The organism is Angustibacter luteus, assembly GCF_039541115.1.
GTDB lineage: Bacteria > Actinomycetota > Actinomycetes > Actinomycetales > Angustibacteraceae > Angustibacter > Angustibacter luteus.
The window spans coordinates 400,866-426,865 of sequence record NZ_BAABFP010000007.1; the positions used below are offsets into that span (position 1 = coordinate 400,866).

Annotated in this window: 21 protein-coding genes and 2 tRNA genes; 8 read left to right on the plus strand and 15 right to left on the minus strand. The window is 73.4% G+C overall.

What is annotated here, in order from left to right; genetic code table 11:
- Positions 1–139: 139 nt before the first annotated feature.
- Together ABEB17_RS16020 and ABEB17_RS16025 are read right to left on the minus strand one after the other, a co-directional pair.
- On the minus strand, positions 140–1,093 hold the full coding sequence (locus tag ABEB17_RS16020) for a mechanosensitive ion channel family protein (protein ID WP_345717729.1): 954 nt from the start codon (positions 1,091–1,093) through the stop codon (positions 140–142).
- A gap of 119 nt (positions 1,094–1,212) precedes the next feature.
- Positions 1,213–3,339 (minus strand): prolyl oligopeptidase family serine peptidase, encoded by a 2,127-nt coding sequence (locus ABEB17_RS16025; protein ID WP_345717730.1) that lies wholly within the window; start codon positions 3,337–3,339, stop codon positions 1,213–1,215.
- 74 nt (positions 3,340–3,413) lie between these two features.
- Here ABEB17_RS16025 and malQ point away from each other — a divergent pair, with 74 nt between their 5' ends.
- Positions 3,414–5,549 (plus strand): 4-alpha-glucanotransferase, encoded by a 2,136-nt coding sequence (gene malQ / locus ABEB17_RS16030; protein ID WP_345717731.1) that lies wholly within the window; start codon positions 3,414–3,416, stop codon positions 5,547–5,549.
- Between the two features lie 123 nt (positions 5,550–5,672).
- Here malQ and pepN read toward each other — a convergent pair whose 3' ends face one another.
- A complete protein-coding gene (gene pepN, locus ABEB17_RS16035) occupies positions 5,673–8,225 on the minus strand; it encodes an aminopeptidase N (protein ID WP_345717732.1) in 2,553 nt (850 codons plus the stop codon).
- A gap of 195 nt (positions 8,226–8,420) precedes the next feature.
- Here pepN and ABEB17_RS16040 point away from each other — a divergent pair, with 195 nt between their 5' ends.
- Both ABEB17_RS16040 and ABEB17_RS16045 read left to right on the plus strand, forming a co-directional pair.
- Positions 8,421–9,032: a mycothiol-dependent nitroreductase Rv2466c family protein gene (locus ABEB17_RS16040; protein ID WP_345717733.1), complete on the plus strand. Its 612-nt coding sequence runs from the start codon at positions 8,421–8,423 to the stop codon at positions 9,030–9,032.
- 77 nt (positions 9,033–9,109) lie between these two features.
- Entirely contained in the window at positions 9,110–9,589 is a 480-nt protein-coding gene (locus tag ABEB17_RS16045; protein ID WP_345717734.1) for a ribose-5-phosphate isomerase, read from the plus strand.
- 4 nt (positions 9,590–9,593) lie between these two features.
- On the opposite strand, the gene ABEB17_RS16050 is transcribed toward ABEB17_RS16045, so the two are convergent.
- Positions 9,594–10,880, minus strand: a complete 1,287-nt coding sequence (locus ABEB17_RS16050) for a GNAT family N-acetyltransferase (RefSeq protein WP_345717735.1) — start codon at positions 10,878–10,880, stop codon at positions 9,594–9,596.
- Between the two features lie 63 nt (positions 10,881–10,943).
- Between ABEB17_RS16050 and ABEB17_RS16055 the strand changes: the two genes are divergently transcribed.
- The gene (locus tag ABEB17_RS16055; RefSeq protein ID WP_345717736.1) at positions 10,944–11,312 is read left to right on the plus strand and encodes a VOC family protein; all 369 of its coding nucleotides are present in this window, start codon (positions 10,944–10,946) and stop codon (positions 11,310–11,312) included.
- 79 nt (positions 11,313–11,391) lie between these two features.
- Positions 11,392–12,504 (plus strand): PP2C family protein-serine/threonine phosphatase, encoded by a 1,113-nt coding sequence (locus tag ABEB17_RS16060; protein ID WP_345717737.1) that lies wholly within the window; start codon positions 11,392–11,394, stop codon positions 12,502–12,504.
- Positions 12,505–12,527: 23 nt separating this feature from the next.
- Here the strand turns inward: ABEB17_RS16060 and ABEB17_RS16065 are convergent, their stop codons facing one another.
- The gene (locus ABEB17_RS16065) at positions 12,528–13,715 is read right to left on the minus strand and encodes an amino acid deaminase/aldolase (protein ID WP_345717738.1); all 1,188 of its coding nucleotides are present in this window, start codon (positions 13,713–13,715) and stop codon (positions 12,528–12,530) included.
- A gap of 34 nt (positions 13,716–13,749) precedes the next feature.
- On the opposite strand from ABEB17_RS16065, the gene ABEB17_RS16070 reads away from it, so the two are divergent.
- Positions 13,750–15,081 carry a D-arabinono-1,4-lactone oxidase gene (locus ABEB17_RS16070; protein ID WP_345717739.1) on the plus strand — a complete coding sequence of 444 codons (1,332 nt, stop codon included), beginning with the start codon at positions 13,750–13,752 and terminating at the stop codon, positions 15,079–15,081.
- Here the strand turns inward: ABEB17_RS16070 and ABEB17_RS16075 are convergent.
- The 4 genes from ABEB17_RS16075 to ABEB17_RS16090 all read right to left on the minus strand — a co-directional run bounded on the left by ABEB17_RS16075 (position 15,054) and on the right by ABEB17_RS16090 (position 18,651).
- The gene (locus ABEB17_RS16075; protein ID WP_345717740.1) at positions 15,054–15,650 is read right to left on the minus strand and encodes a DUF4395 domain-containing protein; all 597 of its coding nucleotides are present in this window, start codon (positions 15,648–15,650) and stop codon (positions 15,054–15,056) included. The two genes, ABEB17_RS16070 and ABEB17_RS16075, sit on opposite strands and share 28 nt — an antisense overlap.
- A 21-nt stretch (positions 15,651–15,671) precedes the next feature.
- Positions 15,672–16,907: a low temperature requirement protein A gene (locus ABEB17_RS16080; protein ID WP_345717741.1), complete on the minus strand. Its 1,236-nt coding sequence runs from the start codon at positions 16,905–16,907 to the stop codon at positions 15,672–15,674.
- Between the two features lie 83 nt (positions 16,908–16,990).
- Positions 16,991–18,205, minus strand: a complete 1,215-nt coding sequence (locus tag ABEB17_RS16085; RefSeq protein ID WP_345717742.1) for an RNA polymerase sigma factor — start codon at positions 18,203–18,205, stop codon at positions 16,991–16,993.
- A 2-nt stretch (positions 18,206–18,207) separates the two neighbouring features.
- Positions 18,208–18,651 (minus strand): YciI family protein, encoded by a 444-nt coding sequence (locus ABEB17_RS16090; protein ID WP_345717743.1) that lies wholly within the window; start codon positions 18,649–18,651, stop codon positions 18,208–18,210.
- 152 nt (positions 18,652–18,803) lie between these two features.
- Between ABEB17_RS16090 and ABEB17_RS16095 the strand changes: the two genes are divergently transcribed.
- On the plus strand, positions 18,804–19,127 hold the full coding sequence (locus ABEB17_RS16095) for a type II toxin-antitoxin system HicB family antitoxin (protein WP_345717744.1): 324 nt from the start codon (positions 18,804–18,806) through the stop codon (positions 19,125–19,127).
- Positions 19,128–19,164: 37 nt separating this feature from the next.
- Here ABEB17_RS16095 and ABEB17_RS16100 read toward each other — a convergent pair whose 3' ends face one another.
- From ABEB17_RS16100 to ABEB17_RS16110, 3 genes are all read right to left on the minus strand, one after another.
- A complete protein-coding gene (locus ABEB17_RS16100; protein ID WP_345717745.1) occupies positions 19,165–20,928 on the minus strand; it encodes a SulP family inorganic anion transporter in 1,764 nt (587 codons plus the stop codon).
- A 43-nt stretch (positions 20,929–20,971) separates the two neighbouring features.
- A complete protein-coding gene (locus ABEB17_RS16105; RefSeq protein ID WP_345717746.1) occupies positions 20,972–21,436 on the minus strand; it encodes a nitroreductase/quinone reductase family protein in 465 nt (154 codons plus the stop codon).
- A 76-nt stretch (positions 21,437–21,512) separates the two neighbouring features.
- Positions 21,513–21,586 (minus strand) — tRNA-Gly (locus ABEB17_RS16110).
- A 145-nt stretch (positions 21,587–21,731) separates the two neighbouring features.
- Here ABEB17_RS16110 and ABEB17_RS16115 point away from each other — a divergent pair.
- Positions 21,732–21,805, plus strand: a tRNA-Pro gene (locus ABEB17_RS16115).
- On the opposite strand, the gene ABEB17_RS16120 is transcribed toward ABEB17_RS16115, so the two are convergent.
- From ABEB17_RS16120 to ABEB17_RS16130, 3 genes are read right to left on the minus strand one after another with little or no spacing between them, the layout of a single operon-like run.
- A complete protein-coding gene (locus ABEB17_RS16120) occupies positions 21,787–23,844 on the minus strand; it encodes a transglutaminase TgpA family protein (protein ID WP_345717747.1) in 2,058 nt (685 codons plus the stop codon). The genes ABEB17_RS16115 and ABEB17_RS16120 overlap by 19 nt on opposite strands.
- On the minus strand, positions 23,841–24,926 hold the full coding sequence (locus ABEB17_RS16125) for a DUF58 domain-containing protein (protein WP_345717748.1): 1,086 nt from the start codon (positions 24,924–24,926) through the stop codon (positions 23,841–23,843). The genes ABEB17_RS16120 and ABEB17_RS16125 overlap by 4 nt, the downstream gene beginning before the upstream one ends.
- Positions 24,923–25,924 carry an AAA family ATPase gene (locus tag ABEB17_RS16130; protein ID WP_345717749.1) on the minus strand — a complete coding sequence of 334 codons (1,002 nt, stop codon included), beginning with the start codon at positions 25,922–25,924 and terminating at the stop codon, positions 24,923–24,925. Before ABEB17_RS16130 ends, ABEB17_RS16125 begins: the two co-directional genes overlap by 4 nt.
- Between the last annotated feature and the right edge of the window lie 76 nt (positions 25,925–26,000).

Genomic DNA, 26,000 nt, shown 5'->3' on the forward strand with positions numbered 1-26,000 from the left:
GCCTCCACAGTGCCGCCCGCGCCGTCCGCGCGCCCGCTCACCGCAACGGTTCCGCCCCTCAGGCCGGTTTCACCGGTCCGAAACCGGCCTGAGCGGCGGAAACCGGCTTGAGTGGCGGAAGCGTGGGTGGGGGTGGGAGCTAGACGGTGCCGCTGATGGTGCCAGGGCCGGCCGCTGCGCCGCCGGCCGGTGGGTACACCACCGGGGCGCGCACCCCGGCTGCGTCGAACGCCACCTTGACCCGCTCGCGGATGGCGCGCTGGACGCCCCACTGCTCGTTCGGCTCGGTCTTGGCGATCACGCGGATCGTCACGGTGGACCCGGTGATCTGCTCGACCCCCGCGACGGTCGGCGCGTCCAGGATGATCCCGGCGAACGACTCGTCCGCGTACACCTGCGCGACGACGTCGCTGATGACCTGCTTCGCGCGCTCGATGTCCTCGGCGTAGGCGACCGGGATGTCCACGATCGCCGTCGACCAGCCCTGGCTCTTGTTCGCGACCCGGACGATCTCGCCGTTGCGCACGTACCAGGCGACCCCGCTGCCGTCGCGCAGCTTCGTGATGCGCAGCGTGACCTCCTCGACCGTGCCGACGGCCTCGCCGGTGTCGATCAGGTCACCCACGCCGTACTGGTCCTCCAGCAGCATGAAGATGCCGGACAGGTAGTCCTTGACCAGGCTCTGCGCCCCGAAACCCAGCGCCACACCGGCCACCCCGGCCGAGGCGAGCACCGGCGCGAGGTTGAAGCCGAGCTCGCTCAGGATCATCAGGAACGCGATGCCGAAGACCACCCCGGTGATCACGCTGCCCAGCACCGAACCCAGCGTCTCGGTGCGCGCGCGCCGGCGCTCGTTCAGGGCGCCGGTCGCGGACACCAGCACCCGGGTCGCGCGGTTCTCCGCCAGCTTGTCGGTGGACTGCACCGTCCCGCGGATCAGTCGCCGCAGCAGCCGCAGCAGGATGAACCGGATGACCGCCGCGACGAACAGGATCGTGAGGATCCGGACGAGCGGCGGGACGACGTTCTCGGTCAGCCAGGTGGGGAGGTTCTTGGCGTCGGCAGCGGAGAACTCGGTGAGCGCGTGGAGCACGGGGAGGGGACCTCCTGGTCGTCGGATCCCTGCTTCGGGCAGCCTCCCAGGCTACGGGCCGACCCGGGAAGGACCGAACAGCGGCGTGTCAGCCCACCCCTGAGCCCCAGGCGAGCCCGTCAGCCCAGCGCGAGCCCGGTGTGGTGCGCAGCGAACGCCAGCGCGTCCGCGGTGAGCTCCACGGACTTCGAGATCGCCCGCCCGCCGTGCCCGACGTTCGCCTCGGCGCGCACCAGGATGGGCGCCTCATCCGGACCCACGGACGTCGCGTGCTGCATGGCCGCCGCGAGCTTGCGGGCGTGCAGCGGGTCCACCCGGGTGTCCCCGGCGAACACGGTGAACAGCGTCGCCGGGTAGTGGGTGCCCTCGACGACGCGGTGGTAGGGCGAGTAGCCGAGCAGCCAGCCCAGCTGCTCGGGGTCGGCCGCCGTCCCGTACTCGCTCGCCCAGGTCGCGCCCAGGCCGAACTTCTCGTACCGCACCATGTCCAGCAGCGGTGCCGAGCACACCACGGCGGCGAACAGCTCCGGCCGCTGGGTCACGGCCGCGCCGACCAGCAACCCGCCGTTCGAGCCGCCGCTGATCGACAGCTGCTCGGTCGTCGTCCACCCCTGCTCGATGAGGAACTCGGCCGCGGCGTGGAAGTCGTCGAAGACGTTCTGCTTGTGGCCGAGCATGCCGTCCCGGTGCCAGTCCTCGCCCTCCTCGCCGCCGCCGCGCAGGCCGGCCACGGCGTACACGCCGCCGGCCTCGACCCAGGCGAGGATGCCGGCGGAGTACCCGGGGGTGAGCGGCAGGCCGAAGCCGCCGTAGCCGTAGAGCACGGTCGGGCGCGGGCGGTCCGCCTCGGCGGTGGGCGACACGACCAGCAGCCGGACCTCGGTGCCGTCCTTGCTCCGGTAGACCAGCTGTTGGGTGCTCACCGTGGGCACGTCCACCGAGCCCGGCGCAGTCGCCCACGTCGACGTCTCGCCGGTCCTCGCGTCGAAGCGCAGCACGCTGCTCGGCGTGACCGAGTCGGTGTACCCGATCCAGACCTCGTGGCCGCCCTCGGGGTGCTCGCTCAGCCCGCCGACCGAACCGACGCCGGGCAGCGGCACCTCGCCCACCCGGACGCCGGTCGCGAGCTCGTGCACGGTCAGCTCGCCGACGGCGTGCCGGGTCCAGGCGACGACGCACAGCGCGGTGTCCAGCGCGTCGCCGTCCAGCACCGCGAAGCCCTCGAGCACGGCCTCGTCGTCCTGCCCGACGAGGTCGACCCAGTTCTCGTACGCCGGGGCGCTCGGGTCGACGACCGCGATGCGGCCGCGCGGGGCGTCCCGGTCGGTGAACACGTAGCCCCGGCCGTCCCGGCCGACGGACAGGCTGGTCTGGGCGTCCACGTCGCTGGACTGGACGACGACCAGCTCGGGCGCCTCGACGGAGCCGGCGTGCAGGTCGGCCAGCCACAGGTCGTTCGTCGGCGCCGTGCCGGCCGAGGCGGTGACGCTGAGCCAGCGCCCGTCCATCGACACCGACACCCCGTAGTAGTTCGTCTTCTCCAGCCCCTCGCCGAAGACCAGCACGTCGTCGTCCGCGCTGGTGCCGACGCGGTGCAGCCAGACCCGGCGGTGGTACTGCTGCTCGTCGGCCGGCAGGTGGGCGGTGTCGATCCGCCGCACGTAGTAGAACGCCTCGCCGCCGGGCAGCCAGGCGACGGGGGAGTAGCGGGCCCGGTCGATCGGACCGTCCACGAGCTCACCGGTCGCGACGTCCAGGACCCGCAGCACCGACTCCTCGCGGCCACCCTCGCTCAGCTGGTAGGCGAGCAGGTGGCCCTCCTTGCTGGGCTGCCAGCTGTCCAGCGTGGTGGCGCCGGACGGGTCGATCACCATCGGGTCCAGCAGCACCCGCTCGGTGCCGTCGCCGTCCACCACCAGCAGCAGCGCGTGCTCCTGCCCGGCCGTGCGGCGGATCACGAACTGGCGGTCGCCGCGCCAGGCCGGGGCGCTGACGACGCCCGCGCCGAGCAGCTCGGTGACCCGGCTGCGCAGGTGCTCGCGCCCGCCCCACTGCTCGCGGTGCTCGGCGAGCAGCTCGTCCTGCGCGCGGGACCACGCCTGCGTCGCCTCGGCCGCGTCGTCCTCCAGCCAGCGGTACGGGTCCGCCACGTCGTGGGTCGGGTCGGACTCGGGGAGGCGCTCGACGAGGTCGAGGCGCTCCGCCTGCGGGTAGTCCTGGGTCGGCAGAGGTGCGGTGGACGCCATGTCGGGCAGCCTACGTGGCAGGATCGGACGCTGCACCGCCCTTCCCCGCACGACCGAACCCCTTGCGAGCTCCCGTGACTGACGCCCGGCACGAACCGCCCAGCCGAGAGCTGGTCGATCTCGCGCGCCGCTTCGGGGTCGCCACCGAGTACTGGAGCTGGACGGGCGAGCACGTCCTGGTGTCAGCCTCGACGGTGCGCGCGGTGCTGGCGGCGCTCGGGGTCGACGCGTCGGACGACGAGGCCGCCCAGCAGTCGCTGCACCTCGCCGACGAGGCGCCGTGGCGCCGGGTGCTGCCACCCGTCGTGGTGACGCGCAGCGGCTGGACGCCGTGGGTGCCGGTGCACCTCCCGCACGGCAGCTCCGTGCTCGCCTGGATCGAGCTCGAGGGCGGCGGACGGCGCGAGCTCGAGCAGCGCGACCACTGGGTCGAGCCACGGGTGCTCGAGGGTCAGCAGGTGGGCGAGGCGACCTTCGAGGTGCCGGCCGACCTGCCGCTGGGCTGGCACCGGTTGGTGGCCCGGGTGGCCGGCCGGACGTCGTCCTGCCCGTTGGTGGTCACCCCGGCCCAGCTGACCATGCCCGCCGCCCTGACCGGCGAGGGTCGGGCCTGGGGCTTCATGACGCAGCTGTACTCGGTGCGCTCGTGCCGGTCCTGGGGCATCGGGGACCTGGACGACCTGGCGGAGCTGGCCGTCTGGAGCGCGGCCGACCTGGGCGCCGACTTCGTGCTGACCAACCCGCTGCACGCCGCGGAGCCGGTCGGCGAGATGGAGCCCTCGCCGTACCTGCCCACCACCCGGCGGTTCGTGAACCCGCTGTACATCCGGGTCGAGGCGATCCCTGAGGTGGGGGCCATGCCCTCGGCCCAGCGCCAGCTCATCGAGTGGCAGGCCGACGCCGCGCAGCAGGCCAACGCCGCCGACGGGCTCGACCGGGACGCCTGCTGGCAGGCCAAGCGGTCCGCCCTCGAGCAGGTCCACGAGCAGGGACGCACGCTGGGTCGTGAGCGCGAGTTCGAGGCGTTCTGCGTCGAGCAGGGCCAGGGCCTGGTGGACTTCGCCACCTGGTGCGCGCTCGCCGAGGAGCACGGACTGCCCTGGGGGCAGTGGCCCGTCGAGCTGCACGACCCGACGTCCGACGCCGTCGCCGACGAGCGCGACCGGCTGGCCGAGCGGGTCGACTTCTACCGCTGGCTGCAGTGGGTGGCCGACGAGCAGCTGGCGTCGGCGCACCGGCGCGCCCGGGCCGCCGGGATGTCGCTCGGCGTCGTCCACGACCTGGCCGTCGGCGTGCACCCCGAGGGCGCCGACGTGTGGGGGCTGCGGGACGCGCTCGCGCACGGCGTCACGGTCGGTGCGCCGCCGGACGCGTTCAACCAGCAGGGCCAGGACTGGTCGCAGCCGCCGTGGCGTCCGGACCAGCTCGCCGAGCTCGGCTACGCGCCGTACCGGGATATGCTGCGCACCGTGCTGCGGCACGCCGGCGGGGTGCGCGTCGACCACGTGCTGGGGCTGTTCCGGCTCTGGTGGGTGCCGGACGGCCACCCGCCGACCGAGGGCACCTACGTCCGGTACGACCACGAGGCGCTGGTCGGCATCCTGGCGCTGGAGGCGCACCGGGCCGGCGCCGTCGTGATCGGGGAGGACCTGGGCGTCGTCGAGCCGTGGGTGCGCACCTACCTGAGCGAGCGCGGGGTGCTCGGGACGTCGATCCTGTGGTTCGAGAAGGACGACGACGGCGAGCCGCTGCCGCCCGAGAAGTGGCGCGAGCTGTGCCTGGCCACCGTGACGACGCACGACCTGCCGCCCACCGCCGGGTACCTGGCCGGCGTGCACGTGGACCTGCGCGAGTCGCTGGGGCTGCTGACCCGTCCCGTCGAGCAGGAGCGGGAGATCGACGAGGCCGAGCGCGAGTCCGTGCTGGCGATGCTGGTGGCGCGCGGGCTGCTCGCGCCGGGGTCGGGGGAGCGCGAGACCGTCGAGGCCCTGCACCGGTTCCTGACCTGGACGCCGTCGCGGCTGCTGGGCGTCTCGCTGTCCGACGCCGTCGGGGACCGGCGGACCATCAACCAGCCCGGCACCGACGAGGAGTACCCGAACTGGCGGGTGCCGCTGGCGGACCCGTCCGGTCAGCCGCTGCTGCTCGACGACGTCGTCCGGGACCGTCGCGCGCGCTCGCTGGCGCGCGCCGTCCGCACCACCGGCTGACCCCCCACCACACGCGCTTCCGCCGCTCAAGCCGCTTTTCGCCGCCCAGTCCGCTCCGGAGGGGTCCGGAAGCGGCCCAAGAGGCGGAAAGCGGCCTGAGCGGCGGAACTGTGGTGTTGCGGGTCAGGCCGAGTGGTCGCGGGCCTGGGCGCGGAGGGCTCGCGCGATCCCGTCGCGGTTCTCGGTGACGAGGCGGCGCATCGCCGGAACGGCCTGCGGGTTCGCCTCCAGCCACGCGTCGCTGGCCTCGACCAGCGACTCGTCGGCCAGCACCGTCGGGTACAGCCCGAGCACGATCTGCTGGGCGATCTCGTTGGTGCGGGTCGCCCAGACCTGCTCGATGGCCGCGAAGTAGCGCTCGAGGTACGGCCGCAGCAGCTCGGGCTCGTGCACGCGCGCGAACCCGCCGATGATCGACTCCTGCACGGCGTTGGGCAGCTCACCCTCGTCGACCACGGACCGCCAGGCGGCGTCCTTCGCCTCGGACGTCGGCACCGCAGCCCGCGCGAACGCCGCGGCCCGCTGACCGTTGGCGGTCGAGTCGCGGTCCAGCTCCGCCTCGATGTCGTCCTCGCCGGCCGCGCCGGCCGCGACGAGCGAGGTGAGCAGGGCCCAGCGCATGTCGGCGTCGATGCTCAGCCCCTCCAGCTCGCCCGAACCGTCGAGCAGGCCACGGATCACCGCGGCGTGCTCGTCCGTGGTGGACGTGGCGGCGAAGGCGAGCGCCAGCTGCAGCTGGCGGTCGCTGCTCGGCTCGGCCGCACGCGCCAGATCGAGCAGGGACGACGACACCTGGCTGAGGACGTCGGGGCGGTGCTCGGGGCTGACGTACAGCTTGGCGGTCGTGGTGGTCTGCGCGAGCAGCAGGCGCAGCACGGTCGAGTCGGTCTCGGTCGCGATCGCCTTGAGCGCGAGCTCGACGAACTGGCGGGCGGGCGACTCGGCGTCCCGGGTCATGTCCCACGCTGCGCCGAGCACCAGCGAGCGCGGCATCGAGTCGCCGAACCGGTCCAGGTGGGCGACGGCGGTCTCGAACGAGCGCTGGTCCAGCCGGATCTTGGCGTAGGCCAGGTCGTCGTCGTTCACCAGCAGCAGGTCCGGCTGCTTGCGGCCGACGAGCTCGGGGATCTCGGTGCGGTCGCCGACGACGTCCGTCTCGATGCGGTCGGTGCGCTGCAGCCGGCCGTCGACCAGGTCGTAGCAGCCGATCGCCAGCCGGTGCGGACGCAGCACGGCGTGCGCCACCGGCGCGGTCTGGGTGACGGCGACGGACACGTAGCGGCCCTCGTCGTCCACCGCGACCTCGGGGACCAGCGTGTTCACGCCGGCCCGCTGCAGCCACTGGGCGCTCCAGCCGCGCAGGTCGCGGCCGCTGGTCACCTCGAGCTCGCGCAGCAGGTCCGCCAGCTCGGTGTTGCCCCAGGCGTGCGCCTTGAAGTAGCGGCGCAGGCCCTGCACGAACTCGTCCTCGCCGACGTAGGCGACGAGCTGCTTGAGCACCGAGGCACCCTTGGCGTAGGTGATGCCGTCGAAGTTGACCTCGACGTCCTCGAGGTCGCGGATGTCCGCGACGATCGGGTGCGTCGTCGGCAGCTGGTCCTGCCGGTAGGCCCACGACTTCTCGGCGACGCCGAACGTCGTCCAGGCCCACGGCCAGCGGGTGTTCTCGGCCTGCGCACTGGTGCTGGCCCACTCGGCGAACGACTCGTTCAGCCACAGGTCGTCCCACCAGCGCATGGTCACCAGGTCGCCGAACCACATGTGCGCGAGCTCGTGCAGCACGGTCAGCGCTCGGCGCTCGATCACGGCCTGCGGCACCTTCGAGCGGAAGACGTAGGTCTCCACGAACGTGACGGCACCGGCGTTCTCCATGGCCCCGGCGTTGAACTCCGGGACGAAGAGCTGGTCGTACTTGTCGAACGGGTACGGCAGGTCGAACAGCCGCTCGAAGTACTCGAAGCCCTGCTTCGTGATCTCGACGATGTTGTCGGCATCCAGGTGCTCGCGCAGGGAGTGCCGGCAGAACACGCCGAGCGGGATGACCCGGCCGTCGGCGCTCGTCAGCTCGCTGCGCTCGACGTGGTACGGCCCGGCCACGATGGCCGTGATGTAGGACGAGATGCGCGGGGTCGCGGCGAACCGCCAGACGGCCTTGCCCTCAGGGAGCTGCTCGGGCTCGGGGGTGGCCTGGTTGCTGACCACGGTCCAGTGGTTCTGCGCCGTGACGGCGAAGGTGAACTCGGCCTTGAGGTCGGGCTGCTCGAAGACCGCGAAGACGCGGCGGGAGTCGGCGACCTCGAACTGGCTGTAGAGGTACACCTCCTTGTCGACCGGGTCGACGAAGCGGTGCAGGCCCTCGCCCGTGTTCATGTACCGGCAGTCGGCGACGACGCGCAGCACGTTCTCGGCCTGCAGGTCGTCCAGCGCGATCCGGGAGTCGGCGACGACGCCGGCCGGGTCCAGCGCGCGGCCGTTGAGCTCGACCTCCAGCACGTCGCGCGCGATCAGGTCGATGAAGGTGCTGGCGCCGGGGGTGCTGCTGGCGAATCGCACCACGGTCTGCGACCGGAAGACCTCCGGGCCGGTGGTGACGTCCAGGGTCACGTCGTAGGACTCGACGGACACGTGCGCGGCCCGCTGGGCAGCCTCGTCGCGGGTCAGGTTCATGCCAGGCACAGGGGACTTCCGTTCCTCGGGATCGACGGGTGCAGCCCGGACGACGACGGCGGTGGCGGCGTCCCGCGCGGGGCGATCCATGGTCCCACGGATCTCGGAATGTCCCAACGCGGTTCGGGGTTGCCGCCATCAGGGCCCGGAATGGGCCCACTGGCCCGAACCCTGACCGCGAACCCTGGAGCGAATGTGCCTGCTGTGACCACCGAGACCTCGTCCGTCGACTTCTGGTTCGACCCGCTCTGCCCGTGGGCGTGGATGACGTCCCGGTGGATCGGTGAGGTCGAGAAGGTGCGCGACATCGAGGTCACCTGGCACGTGATGAGCCTGGCCGTCCTGAACGAGGGCCGCGACCTGCCCGAGGACTACCGCGAGATGATGGACAGGGCCTGGGGGCCGGTCCGGGTGGTCATCGCCGCGCAGAAGCAGTACGGCGACGACGTCGTGAAGAAGCTGTACGACGCCATCGGCACCCGGGTGCACCCGGGCGGCGAGAAGGACCTGCTGGCCGCGACCAAGGCCGCGCTGGCCGAGCTCGACCTGTCGGCCGACCTGATCGACGCCGCGGACAGCACCGACTTCGACGAGGCGCTGCGGGCCAGCCACCAGGAGGGCATCGACCTCGTCGGCGAGGACGTCGGCACCCCGGTCGTGTCCGTGAACGGCGTCGCGTTCTTCGGCCCGGTCGTGACCCCCGCCCCCGAGGGTGAGGACGCCGGCCGGCTGTGGGACGGCTGCGTGCTCGTCGCCGGCACCCCGGGCTTCTACGAGCTCAAGCGCACCCGCACGCAGGGCCCCATCTTCGACTGACCGGTCCCCGGTCGACCCAGGTCAACCCGACCGGACGGGGCTGACCGTTGCGCGCCGGTTGGTGCCATGCTGAGGGCATGCGCGTCCACATCGGCGGTGACCACGCCGCGTACGACCTGAAGGTGCACCTCGTGAACCACCTGCTCGCGCAGGGGTTCGACGTGGTCGACCACGGGCCCGACCGGTTCGATCCCGACGACGACTACCCGGTGGCGGTGCTGCGCGCCGCCACCGGCGTCCGCTCCGACGAGGGCAGTCTCGGCGTCGTGCTCGGCGGATCGGGCAACGGCGAGCAGATCGCGGCGAACAAGGTGCTCGGCATCCGCGCCGCCCTGGCCTGGAGCGTCGAGACCGCCCAGCTCGCCCGCGAGCACAACGACGCGCAGGTCGTCTCGATCGGCGCCCGCATGCACTCGCTCGAGGACGCTGCGGCGATCGTCGACGCCTTCCTCGCCACGACCTTCACCAAGGACGAGCGGCACCGTCGCCGGCTCGCCATGGTCACCCGGTACGAGGACCACGAGGAGCTGCCGCCCTGGCCGGGGGCCGAGGGCTGACCGCTCAGAAGCCGTAGGTGGTGGCCGGCTCGATCGCGGAGCGCATCGCGGTCGACAGCCGGGCCAGCGCGCCCGGCGTGTGCTCCTGCACCAGCCCGGCCGCGCCCGCGGCGGCGAGCGAGGCACCACCGGGAAGCGCGGCGCCGAGCTCGCGGACGTCGAGCGTCAGGTCGGGGGCGTCGTTCGTGCGCTCGCACGTGGCGCCGTCCGCTGCGCCCACGAGCCGCCAGGTGCCGGCGTTCCACGGGCACAGCCCGTCGGTCACGGCCAGGACGACGTCCACGTCGATCGCGTAACCGCGGGAGGTCAGCGCCCGGTCCAGGTCGACGACGCGCAGGAACAGCTCGTCGGTCCGGGTGGGCTTGATCGTCCGGGCGTCCGGCAGCCAGGCCAGCAGCGGGTGGTCCGTCGCCACCCGGTAGGCGATCGTCGCGCTGGTCAGGTCGAAGTCGGCGACCGCCTGCCAGAGCCGCCGCTCGGTCACCACGTCGGTTGCGGCCAGCTCGAGCACCCGGGTCGTGCCGTCCGGGGCGTGGTCCGTCCACTTCATGTCGCGCTGCACCAGCGCGTACCCGGTCGGCCGGCCCTCGCGGTCGGCCACCAGGATCCGCAGCGGCTCCTCCTTCTCCAGCTCCCGCGGGGTCTGCCGGAACCGGCCGCGGTTCAGGGCCGCCGTCCGGTCGACCATGCCGGGACGGCGCGCGCACGACCGGGTGTAGAGGTCGGCGACGAGCGCGCCGTGCGCCTCGACGTCCGCGGTGGCGAACCTGACCCGCAGGCCCTCGTCGTCCGGTGCGGCGGGGGCGTCCCGCAGGGTGAGTCCCCGGCCGAGCGAGACCGCGTAGCCGACCGTGGCGAGGCCGTAGCCGAACCGCGGGTAGATCGACGCCTCCGACGCGTGCAGACCGGACAGCGCCTCCTCGCCGCGCGCGTGCACCTCGTGCAGGTGGTGCCGCATCATCGCGGAGAGCACGCCCCGACGCCGGTAGCCCGGGTGCACCGACACCCAGCTCAGCCCGGCCATCGGTCGCGACACCGTGCCGGTGCCGAGCTCGCCGGTGGGCAGCACGACCCGCAGGCTGTACGTGCTGTTCACCCCGACCAGCTCGCCGTCGTCCGCCCGGACGCCGAACGTGCGGTCCCACTCGAAGTAGTCGAGCTCGTGGCCGGGGTCGTCGGGGAAGACGAACGCAGCCTGGTCGAGCCAGCGCACCTCTCGGTCCTGCTCCCTCGCGATCGCCACGACGGAGCCGGGGACGCTGGGGACGACGGGCAGGTCGGCGGAGGACATCTGCCCAGCCTGGCCAGGACGGACCGCCGCGCGCAACGCCTTTGTCTGGCTAGGGTCGCGCTCATGAGACTCGTGCAGGTCGCGGTAGGTGTGCAGGATCTCGACCGCGCGGTCGCGTTCTACCGGGACGTCGTCGGGCTGGCCCACCGCGCGACCTACGACCCGCCCGGGCTGGCGTTCTTCGACCTGGACGGCGTCCGGCTGCTGCTGGACCGCGGCGCGCCCGCCAGCCTCGTGTACCTCGGCGTCGAGGACCTGCCGGCGACCGTGGCGCGGCTGCGCGCGGCCGGTGTCGTCGTCGAGGGCGAGCCGCACGTCATCTTCACCCACGACGACGACACGCTGGGACCGGCCAGGACGGCGGAGTGGATGGCGTTCGTCCGGGACAGCGAGCAGAACCTGCTGGGGCTGGTGGAGCAGCGCGCCGTCTGAGGGCCTGGTGGGACGGCGCGCCAGGTCATGTGTCGGTCAAGTCCCCGGCCTGCGCCCTGACCATCAGTAGGGTTTCGGCGTGATCAACGCGCGGGGTGGTGCGACGAGCACGCGACTGCGGCGTGCTCCGCTGTGGCGACGCACCCGCTCGTTCGTGCGTCGGCGCGTCCTGCCCAGCAGCGGGTTCCACCTGGCCGGCCTGACCGTCCTGACCCTGGCCATCACCTTCGCCACCATCAGCTACGACGACTGGGTGCCGGTGGCCTCGTTCGCCATCGTGCTCGTCGCCGGTGGCTTCCTGCTACGCCCGCTGGCGCTGTCGTTGCTCTACCTGCTGGTGGTGGTGGGCCTGGTCTACGTGCAGGTGGAGCGGCCCGAAGGGCTGAACCGGGGCGTGGTGGTCGTGCTGGCCGCCATGGCGGTGCTGATGTTCTTCGTGGCTCGCAGCCGGGCCCGGCTGGGCCTGCAGGGCAACCTGGGCGAGGCCATGCTCGTCGACCTGCGCGACCGGCTGCGCATGCAGGGCGAGATGCCGGCCCTGCCGCCGGGCTGGCAGGTCGAGTCGTTCCTGCGCTCCGCGTACGGCGACTCGTTCTCCGGCGACTTCCTGGTGGCCAGCCGCTCCACGGACGGCACCCACCTGGAGGTCGCCCTCGTCGACGTCAGCGGCAAGGGGGCAGCGGCGGGCACCCGTGCGCTGCTGCTGTCCGGCGCGCTCGGCGGCCTGCTGGGAGCCATGGCCGCGCAGGACTTCCTGCAGGCGGCGAACCAGTACCTGCTGCGCCAGCGCTGGGACGAGGGCTTCGCGACGGCCGTCCACCTCGACCTCGACTTCACGACCGGCCGCTACCGGATCGCAGGTGCCGGCCACCCGCCCGCGGCGCACTACCAGGCCGGCTCCGGCCGGTGGACGCTGACCACCGGCGGCGGCGGCCCGCTGCTGGGCGTCATGGACGGCGTCAACTTCCCCGGCGTGGTGGGCACCCTCGAGCGCGGCGACGCCCTGCTGATGTACACCGACGGCGTGGTCGAGATCCCCGGCCGCGACCTCGACCTCGGCATCGACCGGATGCTCGGGCAGGCGGAGCGGATGGTGCGCGACGGCTTCCGCGGCGGTGCCAAGCGCATCGTCGAGGACGCCCTCGCCGGCGAGACCGACGACCGTGCGCTCGTGCTGATCTGGCGCCAGTAGCGCGCCGCCGTCGTCGCCGGGGGTCAGCCGAAGGTCTTGCCCTCGCCGCGGTACGTCGGGGCCTGACCGACCGTCCGGTCGCCCTGCACGAGGTGCACGCTGTCGAAGCGCTCGCACAGCTCGCCGGCCTTGGCGTGCCGGAACCAGACCCGGTCGCCGACCTGCAGCGACGCGGCGGCCTTGCCGCGGACCGGGGTCTGCACCTCGCCGGCCCCCTCGGCGCCGAGGAGCGTGAGCCCGGCGGGTGCGACCGGCAGCGGCTGGCGGTTCTTGCCGGTCGGGCCGGAGGCGATGTACCCCCCGCCGAAGCAGGTGGCCACGTCCGGCGCCGGACGACGCACCACCGAGAGCGCGAACCAGGCCGCGGGCCGTGGGGTGAACGCCCGGTACCCGTCGAACAGGGTCGGGCAGAACAGGCCCGACCCGGCGGTCAGCTCGGTGACCGCGCCGTCGGCGGCGGTCGCCTCCAGGCTGCCGGACCCGCCGCCGTTGACCAGCTCGAGGCGGTGCCCGATCGTCGTCTCGACCGCCTGGACGACGGCGCCGCGCCGGGTGGCGAGGTCGGCCAGCGAACGCTTCTTCACCAGCCGGACGGCGGGGCTGCGGTCGGGTAGGCCGGCGACCTGCGCCTCGTAGAACATCACGCCGATGACGGCCAGGCCCTCGTGCCGGGCGACCGCGCGGGCCAGCCGGGCGGCGTCGTCCGGCGTGCGCAGCGGCGACCGGCGCACTCCCAGGTGCACCCGACCGATCCGCAGCGAGGCGTCGATGTCGAAGCACAGCCGCAGCGGCCCGTCCGCGGTGACGGTGCCGGACTCCGCGACGGCCTTCGCGGTGAGCGCGACCTGCGCCTCGTCGTCCACCATGATGGCGATCGCGGCGCGCAGGGTGGCGTCCCCGGCGAGCTCGGCCAGCGCGGCCCGGTCGGCCGTCGGGTAGGCCACGACGACGTCGTCCGTGACGCCGGTGCGCACCAGCCAGATCGCCTCCGGCAGCGAGAACGCGAGCACGCCGTGGAACCCCGGGCGGGCGAGTGCGCGGGCGACCAGGTCGCGGACGCGGACCGACTTGCTGGCCACCCGGATCGGCACGCCGCCGGCCCGGTGCAGCAGGTCCTTGGCGTTGGCGTCGAACGCGTCCAGGTCGACCACGGCGAGCGGGGGGTCCAGGGTCGCCGTGGCGGCGTCGAGCCGCGCTCCGAGGTCGTTCACCCGATCATCATGCCCGGTGAGGCATCATCGTGTGGTGACTATCTCTCGCGTTGACGCGATTCCTGGCGGGGCGACCTGGACGAACTGGGCGCGCACCGAGGTCGCCACCCCGGCGGCCGTCGTCCGGCCGCGCAGTGCGGACGACGTCAGCCGGGTCGTCCGGGCCGCCGTGGACGCCGGGCGGCGGGTCAAGGCGGTGGGTTCCGGCCACTCGTTCACGGGGGTCGCGGTCACGGACGGCGTGCACGTGCGTCTCGACCAGCTGACGCGTCGCCTCGACGTGTACGACGGCGGGCTGGTCACGGTCGGCGCCGGCTGGCCGCTGCACGAGCTCGGTCCGGCGCTCGCCGCGCACGGTCTGGCGATGAGCAACCTGGGCGACATCGACGTCCAGACGATCTCCGGCGCGGTCGGCACCGGCACGCACGGCACCGGCGGCGGGTTCGGTGGCATCTCGGACCAGATCCGCGGGCTGCAGCTCGTGCTGGCCGACGGCTCGGTCGTCGAGGTCTCGGCGGACGTCGACCCCGACCTGTTCCAGTCGGCGCGGGTCGGACTGGGCGCCTTCGGTGTGGTGACCGCGGTGACCCTGCAATGCGAGCCCCTGTACGCGCTGCACGCGGTCGAGGCGCCGATGCCGCTGGCCGAGGTCCTGGACGGCGTGGACGAGCTGGTCGCCGCCAACGACCACTTCGAGTTCTACTGGTTCCCGCACACGCAGCGGACGCTGACGAAGCGCAACAACCGCGTCTCGCCCGGCACGCCGCTCGCACCGCTGGGCCGGGTGCGGTCCTACGTGGACGACGAGCTGTTGTCCAACACCCTGTTCGAGGGGCTGAACCGGTTGGCCACGCTGGCCCCACGGGTGGTCCCGTCGTTGAACGCGGTCAGCGCCCGCGCCCTCAGCGCCCGCGAGTTCACCGACGTCTCGTACCGGGTGTTCGCGTCCTCTCGGACGGTGCGGTTCCGGGAGAGCGAGTGGGCGATGCCGCGGGCGGCGATGCCGCACGTGCTGCGCGAGATCGACGCCTGGGTGCAGCGCTCGGGGGAGCGGCTGCCGTTCCCGGTCGAGGTGCGGTTCGGGGCCGCGGACGAGCCGTGGCTGTCCACCGCGAACGGCCGCGAGACGGCGTGGATCGCCGTGCACCAGTACCACCGGATGGACCACCGCCGGTACTTCGCCGCCGTCCAGTCGATCCTGACGGCCTACGAGGGACGGCCGCACTGGGGCAAGATGCACACCCTGGCGGCGGCGGACCTCGCCGCCCGCTACCCGCGCTTCGCCGACGCGATGAAGGTCCGGGACCGGGTCGACCCGGATCGGGTGTTCGGCAACGCCTACCTGGAGCGGGTCTTCTCCGGCTGAGCGGACGGCCCCTGGGTCGGCTGAGCCGCCAGCACGCCGTCCGCGACGGCGACCGGCTGGACGTCGGCCAGCTTGGCCCGCTGGCTCGCGGTCAGCCGCAGCCGGATGTCCGCGCACTCCTCGCAGATGGAGCGCGGGATGACGCCGATGCGCATGAGCAGGCTGAAGGCGATGCAGCCCACGCAGATGCCGAGGATCGACTCCAGGGCGGGAAACAGGATCATGATCGCGCCGATGACCCACGTCACGGTGGACCAGCCCGGCCCGTAGTAGGCGAGGGTGGCCGCGATGGTGAAGACGGCGCCGATGGCGGCGGCGAAGCGCTTCGGCTGGCCGGGCGTGGGCCGGGGAGCCGCCGCGATGCGCGGGCGGATCAACGACGAGGCGATCCGGGCCAGCGGGCTGGCCTTCGGACCGAGTGCGGTGCGCAGCGTGAAGTCGACGGCGAGCACGCCGTACAGCCAGGGCTGCTGCAGCACCACAGCCAGGACGGCGAGCACCAGCACCTCGCCGGCGATGACGCGGACGGTGACGTCGTCGACCGTCCGGGGAAAGCGGGGCTGGCTCATGTCCTCAGCCAACCGCAGATCTCAGCCCGTGATTCCTGCGTCTTGACTGCTGAGACGGTGCGCGCGGTGCTGCTGCCACACCCCGCGGGCGTCCAGCGCGACCACCGGGGCTGCCACGAGCAGCACCACCCACGGCAGCCCCGGAACGAGCAGCGGGACGGCGAGCGTGACGAGCGCGGCGCCGCACTTCGCGACCACGTCGGCGGTGGTCGTCATGGCGACCACCCGACCCAGCAGCGTCAGCATCAGCAGGAACGCCGCGACGGGGATCGCCAGCGCCCACGCGCTCGTCGGGTCCGGTCCGCCGTGCGACCCCGTCGGCTCGTGGTGGCCCAAGGTCTCCGCGGCGACCTCGAGCCCGGAGCCGAGCGCCGCGAGCGCCGCGAAGACGCCGTAGTGCACGTAGCCCCAGGCGAAGATGCGACCGGAGTCGCGGTCCAGCGCGTCGGGGAACGGCCACAGGAAGTACAGCCACCAGACGGCGAAGACCAGCAGCAGGCCGCCGGCGCCGGTCACGGCCAGCGCCACCGACAGTCCCTCGCTGCCCTGCAGGGTCTGCTGCACGGCCGCCGTCGCCCCGAGCACGCACTCGCCGAGCACGATGATGACGAAGAGCCCGTACCGCTCCGCGATGTGCTCCGAGTGCCACGGCGTCACGGCCGTGCGCTCGGCCCAGACCGGCACGAGCATGTCGAGGGCGGCCAGCACGACGAACGCCGGCAGCTGCCAGTCCTGCGGCACCGCGAGGAAGGCGACCCAGCCGACCTGCACCGCCGTGACGCCGACCGCGTAGCGCCGGGCCGTCGTCCGGTGCGCCGGGTCGCCCGCGGCGGCCCGCAGCCACTGGCCGACCAGCGCGATCCGCATGACGACGTACCCGATAACGCCCCAGGTGAAGTCGTGGTGCTCGAACAGCTGCGGCACCGCGGAAGCCAGGATCAGCACGCCGAGCATCTGCAGGAGGGTGAGCAGCCGGTACGGGACGTCGTCGCTGTCGTAGGCCGAGGCGAACCAGGTGAAGTTCACCCAGGCCCACCAGATGGCGAAGAACGTCATCAGGTAGCTGACGACCGCGCCGCCGACGTCCGAGCCGTCGACGATCGCGTGCGCCAGCTCTGCGGAGACCTGCGCCACTGCAACCACGAACGTCAGGTCGAAGAGCAGCTCGAGCGGGGTGGACGCGCGGTGCTGCTCGTCCGGGTCGCGTCCCACCATCGGACGGCGCCAGGGGCGTGCGTGGCGGGTCGGCGCGCTCATGCCGCCGAGTATGCCGATCGTGGCAACGTCGCATCACCGGCGATGCGACGTTGCCACGATCAGGCGGGACGGCGAGGCGCGCGTCAGTCGGTCGGCGACGACCGCAGGCGGGCCGCCTGCTGGGTCAGGTAGTGCTGCTCCGGCAGGTTCGACGTCCGGCGGGCGGCCGCGTCGAAGTGGGTGGCCGCGCCCGCGCGGTCACCGGCCATCTCGAGCAGGTGGGCGCGGACGACGTCCACCCGGTGACCCGTCACGCGGTCGCCCAGGTCGTCCAGCACGGCGAGTCCGGACGCCGGGCCGTCGACCATCGCCATGGCGACGGCCCGGTTCAGGGTGACGACGGGGCTGCTGGTGATGCGCTCCAGCAGCCCGTAGAGGGCGAGGATCTGCGGCCAGTCGGTCGCGGCGGCGTCCGGTGCGCGGTCGTGCAGTGCGGCGATGGCGGCCTGGAGCTGGTACTCACCGACCGAGCCGGAGCCGATCGCCGAGTCGAGCAGTGCGACGCCTTCGGCGATGCGCGGGTGGTTCCAGCGGCTGCGCTCCTGTGCGGCCAACGGAACCAGCTCGCCGGCGGCGTCGGTCCGCGCCGCGCGGCGCGCGTCGGTGAGCAGCATCAGGGCGAGCAGTCCGGTGACCTCGGGGTCGTCCGGCAGCTGGTGGTGCACCAGGCGGGCCAGACGGATCGCCTCGTCCGCCAGATCGGTCCGGTTGAGCGCCGGGCCGCTGCTGCTCGTGTACCCCTCGTTGTAGATCAGGTAGAGCACCTGCAGCACTTGTCGCAGCCGGGTCGGGCGCTGCGCCGGCGAGGGCAGCGCGAAGGGTTCACCCGAGTCCTGCACGGTCCTCTTCGCGCGGCTGATCCGTTGGGCCATGGTGCTTTCCGGCACCAGGAACGCCTTCGCGATCTCGGCGGTGGTGAGTCCGCCGACGGCCCGCAGGGTCAGCGCGATCGCGGAAGCGGACGTCAGTGCCGGGTGACAGCACAGGAACAGCACGACCAGGGTGTCGTCCTGGTCCGGGACGTCGGGCGCCGGCCCGTCGCGCACCGCGGTCTCCTGCTCGCGGCGGCGCCGGGACTGCTCGCTGCGCCACTGGTCGACCAGTCGGCGTTCGGCGGTCTGCAGCAGCCAGCCGCGCGGCCGCTCCGGGACGCCGTCCCGCGGCCAGTGCGTCGCGGCGGCCAGCAACGCCTCCTGCACGGCGTCCTCCGCCGCGTCGAAGTCGCCGTACCGGCGCCCGAGCGTGCCGAGGACCTGCGGCGACAGCTCGCGCAGCAGGTCCTCGACGTCGTCCGGCACGTTCAGCTGCCGTCACCGACCGTCTGCAGCCAGTCGTCCATGGCGCCGGTGTCCCGGGGGGCCTGCTCCATGACCTCGCGCACCTGGATGGGCTGCTGGATCGCGACCCCGCCTGGGCCGGGCACGGCCGACAGGCGCGCGGCGATCTCGAGCGCGCGGGCCCGGGTCTCGACCTCGACGACCTGGAAGCCGGCCAACCACTCCTTGAACTCCTGGAAGGGGCCGTCGGTCACGACGGTGGAGCCGCGGCCGTCCGACGTGACGACGGCGGCCAGCTCGGGCCCGGTCAGCACCTCGGACTGCACGAGCTCGCCGCTGGCGACCAGCTCGTCGTGCAGGAGGCGGTAGTAGTCCATGTGCGCGGTGATCTCGTCCGGCTGCCACTGCGACATCGGCGCCTCGCAGACGCCCGGCTGGAAGTCCACCACCAGCAGGTACTTCGACATGTCGACCTTCTCTCCTCGTGCTGTGCCCACCTTGGCACTGTCACCCGGAGAACGGAGCGGGGACGACGTCCTCGACATCGCCTCGTCGGCGCGGTGCTGAAGGCGATCGACAAGAAGGAGGCTGCGTCGTGAGGGGTGCACCGCGACCTGATGTGTCGCACGACACCTACCGGGTCTCGTGGTCGGCTGATGATCGGGAGTTCGTGGCGTCCTGCGCGGAGTTCCCTTCGTTGTCGTGGCTCTCGTCCTCGCAGATCACGGCACTGAGCGGGCTCGAAGACCTCCTGACGGAGGTGCTCGCCGATCTGATGGAGCAGGGTGAGCCGGTCCCGCTGCCGTTCGCCGAGCGGAGCTACTCCGGCAAGTTCAACCTGCGCGTGGGTGAGCGACTGCACCGCGACCTGGCGACTCACGCCGCCGAGGAGGGGCTCAGCCTCAACCATTCCGTCGTCCGCAGGCTGACCGCCGCATCCTGACCGCCGCATCTTGACCCTGACCGGTCGGCGTCGACCCCTACCCCGGGTCGGCGGGGGACGAGTCAGCGGCATCCTTGTCACGGGGCGTCGGGTCGTGGGCCACGACCGCCCGGTGCACGTTGCCGTGGATGTGGTCCGAGCCGAGGCGGGTGACCAGCTCCTCGCGCTCCAGGACCGCACGGACCCGAGGCTTCACCCGGGCCAGCCGCAGCGAGACCGCCGCCTGCTGGCAGAGCACCAGGATGTCGTCCAGCTTCGCCGACCCCTGCGAGTCGATGAAGTTGACGCCCTCGAAGTCGATCACGACCGCGGACACGTCGGGCTCCGCCTGGATCAGCGTGCGGATCCGGTCCTCCAGGGCGTCCGACGTCGCGAAGAAGAGGCCGCCGTCGATCCGGACCACCACCACCCCGGCCGGCTGCTCGTCGTCCGGGTGCTCGTCGCGGTCGCGGTACACCTGCGTGCCCGGCTGGCGGGCCAGCGCCGGCATGTCGGGCTGCGTCGCGACCCGGACCAGCCACAGCAGCGACAGCCCGATCCCGATCATGACTCCCGCGAGGACGCCGAAGGCGAGCGTGGCCACGATGGCGGCCACCGCGATCCAGAAGTCGAAGCGCTGCACGCGGTGGATCCGCCGCATCTCGCGGACGTCCATCATGCCCATGACGACGGCCTCGATGATCAGCGCGCCCAGCACCGGCTTGGGCAGCTGGGAGAACAGCGGGGCCAGGACGAGCAGGGTCAGCAGGACCGTCACGCCGGACGTGATCGAGGCCAGCCCGGTGCGAGCGCCGGCGTGGTCGTTCAGGGAGCTCGCGGACAGGCTGGTCGAGACGGGCATGCCCTGGAACAGCCCGGCTCCGACGTTCGCGGCGGACTGCGCGACCGACTCCTGGTTCACGTCGATCTGGTACCGGTGCTTGGCGGCGAACGCCCGCGCGTCGCCCGTGGTCTGCGAGAAGCCGATGAGCACGAGCGCGAACGCGCCGAGCGCCACGGGGACGACGTGGTCCCACATGAGCCCGAGGTCGGGGACGGCGAACGACGGCAGTCCGCGAGGCACGTCCCCGACGAGGGCGACCCCGTGCTCGCCCAGGTCGAACGCGTACGACGCGACCAGGCCCCCGACCACCAGCACGAGGGCGCCGGGGACCTGCGGGGCGATGCGGCGCAGGCCGAAGACGACGACGAGCGAGATGGTGCCGACGAGCACGGTGGCCACGTTGGCGTCGCCGAGCGAGCCCAGCCAGGACCACAGCTCCTGGAACGAGTTGGTACCGGACGTCTGCGTGCCGGTGAGCCTGGGCAGCTCACCGATGACGACGTCGATCGCCGCGCCGAACAGGAAACCCGTCACGACCGCCCGGGACAGGAACTGGGCGATCCAGCCCATCTTGAGGACGGCGAGGACGAGGAAGAGCGCACCGGACGCCAGGGTCAGCCCGGCGACGAAGGACGCGATGTCGCCCTCGTCCGTGATGCCCGCGGCCACCACGGCGCTCGCGGCCACCGCGGCGAGCCCCGAGCTCGGACCCATCGAGATCTGGCGGCAGGTGCCGAACACGGCGTACAGGAGCGCGCCGGCGGCGGCCGCGTAGAGGCCGTTCTGCAAGGGGATCCCGGCGATGCCCGCGTAGCCGAGGTTCTTCGGGACGATCAGGGCCGCGACGGTCACCCCGGCGATCAGGTCGCCACGCAGCCAGGACCGCTGGTAGGACCCGAGCCAGCCGACGATCGGGAAGAGCCGGCTCGCTCCGCCGGCCGCGCGCGTCCCACCGGCTGCCGGTGCCTGCGGGTCCATTCGCCGAGGCTAGTGCGGGTGGGCCGCCGTCGACAGGACTCGACTACACCGGCTTGGCCACCAGCCGGATCACCGGCAGCTCGCGATCGGTCTTCTCCTGGTACTTGGCGAACTGGGCGGACGCCGTGACGATCTGCTGCCACGCCTGGTCGCGCTCGGCGCCGTGCAGCTGCTCGGCCGTGACCGGCACCGTGCGGCCGGGGACCTCGATCTGCACCCGGTGGGGGTTGGCGGCGAGGTTGTAGTACCACGCCGGGTTGTTCGGCGCGCCGGCGGCGGCCGCGACGACGAGCCAGCTGCCCTCCGGGCCCGGGAACCAGCCGAGCGGTGACCTGCGTTCCTGGCCGCTCTTGCGCCCGACCGTGACCAGGACCAGGGCGTCGAACCCCATGCCCGGCATCCGGCCCTTGCGGGCGACCCGGCGGCCGACCAGCTTGTTGATCCACCTCAGGGGAGCGCCGTTGGGCTGGCGCGCGCCGCGCGTCCCGTTCTGCGTGTCGAAGCTCATGCCGGCTCCTCTCCGCGGTGATCCTGCACGTTCGCCCCGAATCCGGGGTGACGTGCATGATCACCGCGGGGGAGGCTGGAGCGGATGACGGGAATCGAACCCGCGTAATCAGTTTGGAAGACTGGGGCTCTACCATTGAGCTACATCCGCGTGACCCCCGACCGGGCAACCGCCCGGGCTGAAGGATCGACGTACAGCCTACCGGTCGGCCCGACGAGTGCGGCACGAGGGACCGTCCGGCAGGGCCTACGATGGGGCCGTCTCAGTGCGCTCTCGGTGACGTCGGCGCGCGCGACGGGGTGTGGCGCAGCTTGGTAGCGCGTCCGCTTTGGGAGCGGAAGGCCCCCGGTTCAAATCCGGGTACCCCGACTGGCACCGGCCTCCTCGGCTGCGGTGCGGATCTGCAGTGCCACGGTGTCGATGTCCCGGACGGCCTCGTCGACCAGGTCGGCCGGCGGCGGACGACGGCCGTACAGCGTGCGCTCGGCGGTCAGCAGGGCGCGCGGGCGCAGCTCCGGGACCCGCCCGGCCAGCTCGGTCACCGTGTCCGCCGGCGGGCTGGGCCGCCCGGCCGCCCGCAGCGCTGCCACCAGCCCGCTGACCGCGGCGACCACCTGCCGCTGCTGCGGGTCCAGCCCGTCCAGGTCGGCGGTCGCCGGGACCAGGGCGCGACGTCGGCGACGCCGACGGACCAGCAGGACCACGAGCGCGACGACCCCGCCGAGGCCGAGCAGGCCAGCGGCCAGCGCCCAGCGGGCTCGAGTCGAGCCCATCAGCCGGTGCAGCGCGGTGGCGAGCCTGCTCGAGCTCGACGTCGCCGCCTCCCCGGGCGGGGTGGCGTCCGACGTCAGCCAGCCGGAACCCGGCTGCCACACCTCGGCCCACGCGTGGGCCTGCTTGGCGCGGAGCACGCCGCGGCCGTTCTCCACGGTCGGGAAGGCGTAACCGGTCGCGACCCGGGCCGGCACACCCAGCGTGCGGAGCAGGACGACCTCCGCGGCGGCGAACTGCTCGCAGAAACCGGTCCGGGCGTCGAACAGGAAGTGGTCGACGGCGTCCTGGTCCGGTGGCGGGACCGGTGAGTCCAGGCGGTACCGGTACGTCGTGGACAGGTAGTGCTCGACGAGGGCGACCTGCTCGCCGCGGGTCGTCGCGCCGGCCGTGATCTTCAGGGCGAGGTCGTGGGTGCGCTGGGTGACGGTCGAGGGCAGCTGGAGCCAGTCGCCGGCCGGACCCTGCCCGACCGTGACGGACGTGCCCGCCACCGACGTGGCCTTCGGGGTGACGACCGAGGTCACGTCGTAGCTGACCGGGCCTTGCGCGAAGCCGAGCGGCCCGGTCGCGCCGCCGACCAGGAACATCGCGCTACCGGCGGCTACCAGCACCTGGCTGCCGTCGTCCGGACGCACGTTCGTCGGGTGCCCGGGCGCCAGCAGGAAGCCGGACGTGCGTCCGGTGAGCTCGACGTGGTCCTCGCGCAGGGCCCCGGTGCCGGGCGACGGCTGGTCGGCGAGCGCACTGGCGACGTACGTGCCCCGGCTGCCGGCGTCGAAGCTGCGTCCCGGCGGCTGGCCGCCGCCGGAGCGCCAGACCGCGCCGTCGTAGTCGTCGAGGGTGGTCGCCCGCCAGTACCTGGGGCCGTCCGGGGCGACGTAGCCGATCACGGTGTCGGGCAGGTCGCCGCGCAGGCGCATGTCCATCTCGCCGCTCTGGAACTGCGCGGCGGAGCGGCTCGGCAGGTTCGCCGGTGGCCGACCGGCCAGCCGGGACAGCGCGTCCATCCGGGAGGCAGCCGCGCCCTGGGGCATCGGCACGACCAGGGCCGCCACGAGCGCCAGCAGCACGGAGATGCCGAAGGCCAGCCCGATCGCGCCCCACGGACTGCTGCTGGCTCCGCTGCCCTCATCGGTCCGGGCCCGCACGTGGGTGGTGCTCTGGGCTGCGCGCGCCCGGACGGCCAGGACCAGGGTGCTCACGGCGGCGGCCCAGCCGAGCAGCCACGGGACGGCGAGCACGAGGGTGGGCGCGAGCCCGGCGGACAGGACGAGGAGGGCCATCGCGAGCATCGCGGCGAACAGCAGCTCGCGGAGCGTGTCGGCGCAGAGCTGGGCGGTGACCAGCAGCCACAGGGCGACGAGCGTCAGGGTGCTGACCGCGAAGCCACCGGTGGCCGCGCCGAGGATGGTCGCCGCTCCCAGGCAGGCGAAGCCCACCGCGGTGCGGGTCCCGCGGTGGCCGCCGTGGGCGGCGACGAAGGCGGCGAGCAGCAGGGCGACGACGGTGCCGACGGCGGCGGCCGGCTCGATCAGGTGACTCACGCCGACCCCGAGGGCGGCGCAGACGCCGAGCGCGACGACGGCGATGCGCAGCGCGGGGTCGGTGCAGCGCGGCCCGGGGGGAGCGCTCATCGGGTGCTCCCGAAGCCATTGCTGACCCGGACGCCCTGCCGCGCCGACCGGGCGGTCAGGTCCGCCACCCAGCCGTACGGCGTGGACGCCAGCGTCAGCACGGTCATGGCGTCGGTGCCCGCGGGCAGCGCCTCCAGGACGGCGTACTGGCTGGGCACGGCGAGCGCGGGCAGCCTCGCGAACCAGTCGAGGACGGGACTCGGGGCACGGTCCGGCGGCGGGAGCAGCGCGCCGTCCGGCGTCCAGGCGAGCACGTGCACGTCGTGACCGCGGGCGAGCTGGTCCACCCAGGTGGCTGCCGCGACGGCCAGGACGTGTTCGTCGGTGTCGCTGCCGGCGGCGCCGGCCAGCACCAGCACCCAACGCGTCGGCCGGTCGGGGACGTCGCGTTCGGCGACCACGAGCTGGCGGCGGCGCGCCGAGGCGCGCCAGTGCACGGCGCGCCGGTCCTCACCCGGGCGCCAGGGCCGCAGCCCGGCCAGCTCCTCCGTCCCGCGGATCGACGCCCGGGACGCCGCGTCGATCGGTGCCGCGGACAGGGCAGGATCGGCGGGGCGGGCGGGTGACGGGTGCACCAGCAGCTCGTGGTCCGTCGCCCAGCCGCGGGTGGACCGGGTGATCCCCAGCGGGTCGCCGACCTCGACGAGGGCGATGGATCGGGCGTACACGCCGCGGCGCACCGCGAGCGCCGGCACCTGCGCGCGGGCGGTCTGACCCGGGGCCACCGGGTCGACGTCCACGACGGCCTCCTCGGTGGTGCCGGCCAGCCGCAGCCGCAGCTGCGACGGCGCCAGCACCCGGCGGCCGTCGTTGTGCACGTGCAGCCGAACCGTGAAGTGCTCGCCCGCCCGGACCCGGTGGACGCCGGCCAGGCAGATCCGTACCGCGGACAGGTTCGGGCGGCTCAGGTGCGCCGTGACCAGGAGCCCCACCAGGGCAGCGGCACCGAGCACGAGCCAACGGTTCGCCGTCAGCATCGCCAGGACCACGAGCAGGCTGGCGGCGGCGACGAGGGCCCCGGACAGCGCGGTCGGCCGCGGCGGGGGCACCTTCGGTCGCGAGCCGCCCAGCCGGCTGGTCACGTGCTCAGCGGGACGGGCACCCGGGCCAGCACCTGGCTCACGACCACCTGGGCCGCGTCCCGGGGCGAGCTCGTGGGGTCGTGCAGGACGAGCCGGTGCGCCAGCACGGGGACGGCCACGGCCTTGACGTCGTCGGGGGTGACGTAGTCGCGCCCGGCCAGCGCGGCCCGGGCCTGCGAGGTCCGGACCAGGGTCAGGGCGCCGCGCGAGCTGGCGCCCTGGACGATCCGCTCGTCCACCCGGGTCGCCCGGGCGACGCTGACGGCGTACGCGAGCGCGGCCTCGGCGACGTGCAGGGTGCGGACGGCGGCCCGCGCCCGGCGCAGGTCCGCCAGCGTGACGACGGGGGTCAGCGCGTCCACGGTGGGCCCGGCGAGCTGCTCGCGGACGACGGCCATCTCGGTGCGCAGGTCCAGGTCGCCCTGGCTCACCCGGACGGCGAACCGGTCGAGCTCGCCCTCGGGCAGCGCGAAGGTGCCGTGCTGGTCGGACGGGTTCTGGGTGCCGATCGCGAAGAACGGGTCCGGCAGGGCGTGCCGCACGCCGTCCGAGGTCACCGCACCCTCGTCAAGCGCCTCCATCAGCGCGGACTGGGTGCGCGGCGCGGCCCGGTTGAGCTCGTCGACGAGCAGCACGTTGGCGAAGGCCGGGCCGGGCGCGAAGCGCAGCGCGCCGAGGCCGTCGTCCCAGACGCCGGAGCCGGTGACGTCGGCGGGCATCAGGTCGGGGGTGCCCTGGACGCGGGCGAACGAGCCGCCGACCGCGCGGGCGAACGCGCGGGCCAGCGTGGTCTTGCCGGTTCCCGGGAGGTCCTCGACCAGCACGTGGCCGCCGGCGAGCAGGGCGCAGGTCACCAGGCCGATGGTCGTCTCGGCGCCGCGCACCACCGAGCCGACGGCCTGCGCCACCCGCAGCCCGACACCGTTCGGGTCGCCGGCAGCGCTGCCCGCGGACTCGTCCCGGGAACCGGCCAGCTCGGACGTGGTCGCGCTGCTCACAGGGGTGGACCTTCCGACGGGGCGCTGCGGGGCGCCGGTGCTCGCTGCCCCTCCCATCGGCCTCACCCGCCCCGGG

Bases quoted from the DNA above. Each gene is read 5' to 3' on its own strand.
- ABEB17_RS16025 (WP_345717730.1), bottom strand. From the start codon at position 3,339: ATGGCGTCCACCGCACCTCTGCCGACCCAGGACTACCCGCAGGCGGAG.
- ABEB17_RS16105 (WP_345717746.1), bottom strand. From the start codon at position 21,436: ATGAGCTTCGACACGCAGAACGGGACGCGCGGCGCGCGCCAGCCCAAC.
- ABEB17_RS16045 (WP_345717734.1), top strand. From the start codon at position 9,110: ATGCGCGTCCACATCGGCGGTGACCACGCCGCGTACGACCTGAAGGTG.
- ABEB17_RS16080 (WP_345717741.1), bottom strand. From the start codon at position 16,907: ATGAGCGCGCCGACCCGCCACGCACGCCCCTGGCGCCGTCCGATGGTG.
- ABEB17_RS16120 (WP_345717747.1), bottom strand. From the start codon at position 23,844: ATGAGCGCTCCCCCCGGGCCGCGCTGCACCGACCCCGCGCTGCGCATC.
- ABEB17_RS16100 (WP_345717745.1), bottom strand. From the start codon at position 20,928: ATGGACCCGCAGGCACCGGCAGCCGGTGGGACGCGCGCGGCCGGCGGA.
- ABEB17_RS16090 (WP_345717743.1), bottom strand. From the start codon at position 18,651: ATGTCGAAGTACCTGCTGGTGGTGGACTTCCAGCCGGGCGTCTGCGAG.
- ABEB17_RS16050 (WP_345717735.1), bottom strand. From the start codon at position 10,880: ATGTCCTCCGCCGACCTGCCCGTCGTCCCCAGCGTCCCCGGCTCCGTC.
- ABEB17_RS16075 (WP_345717740.1), bottom strand. From the start codon at position 15,650: ATGAGCCAGCCCCGCTTTCCCCGGACGGTCGACGACGTCACCGTCCGC.
- ABEB17_RS16055 (WP_345717736.1), top strand. From the start codon at position 10,944: ATGAGACTCGTGCAGGTCGCGGTAGGTGTGCAGGATCTCGACCGCGCG.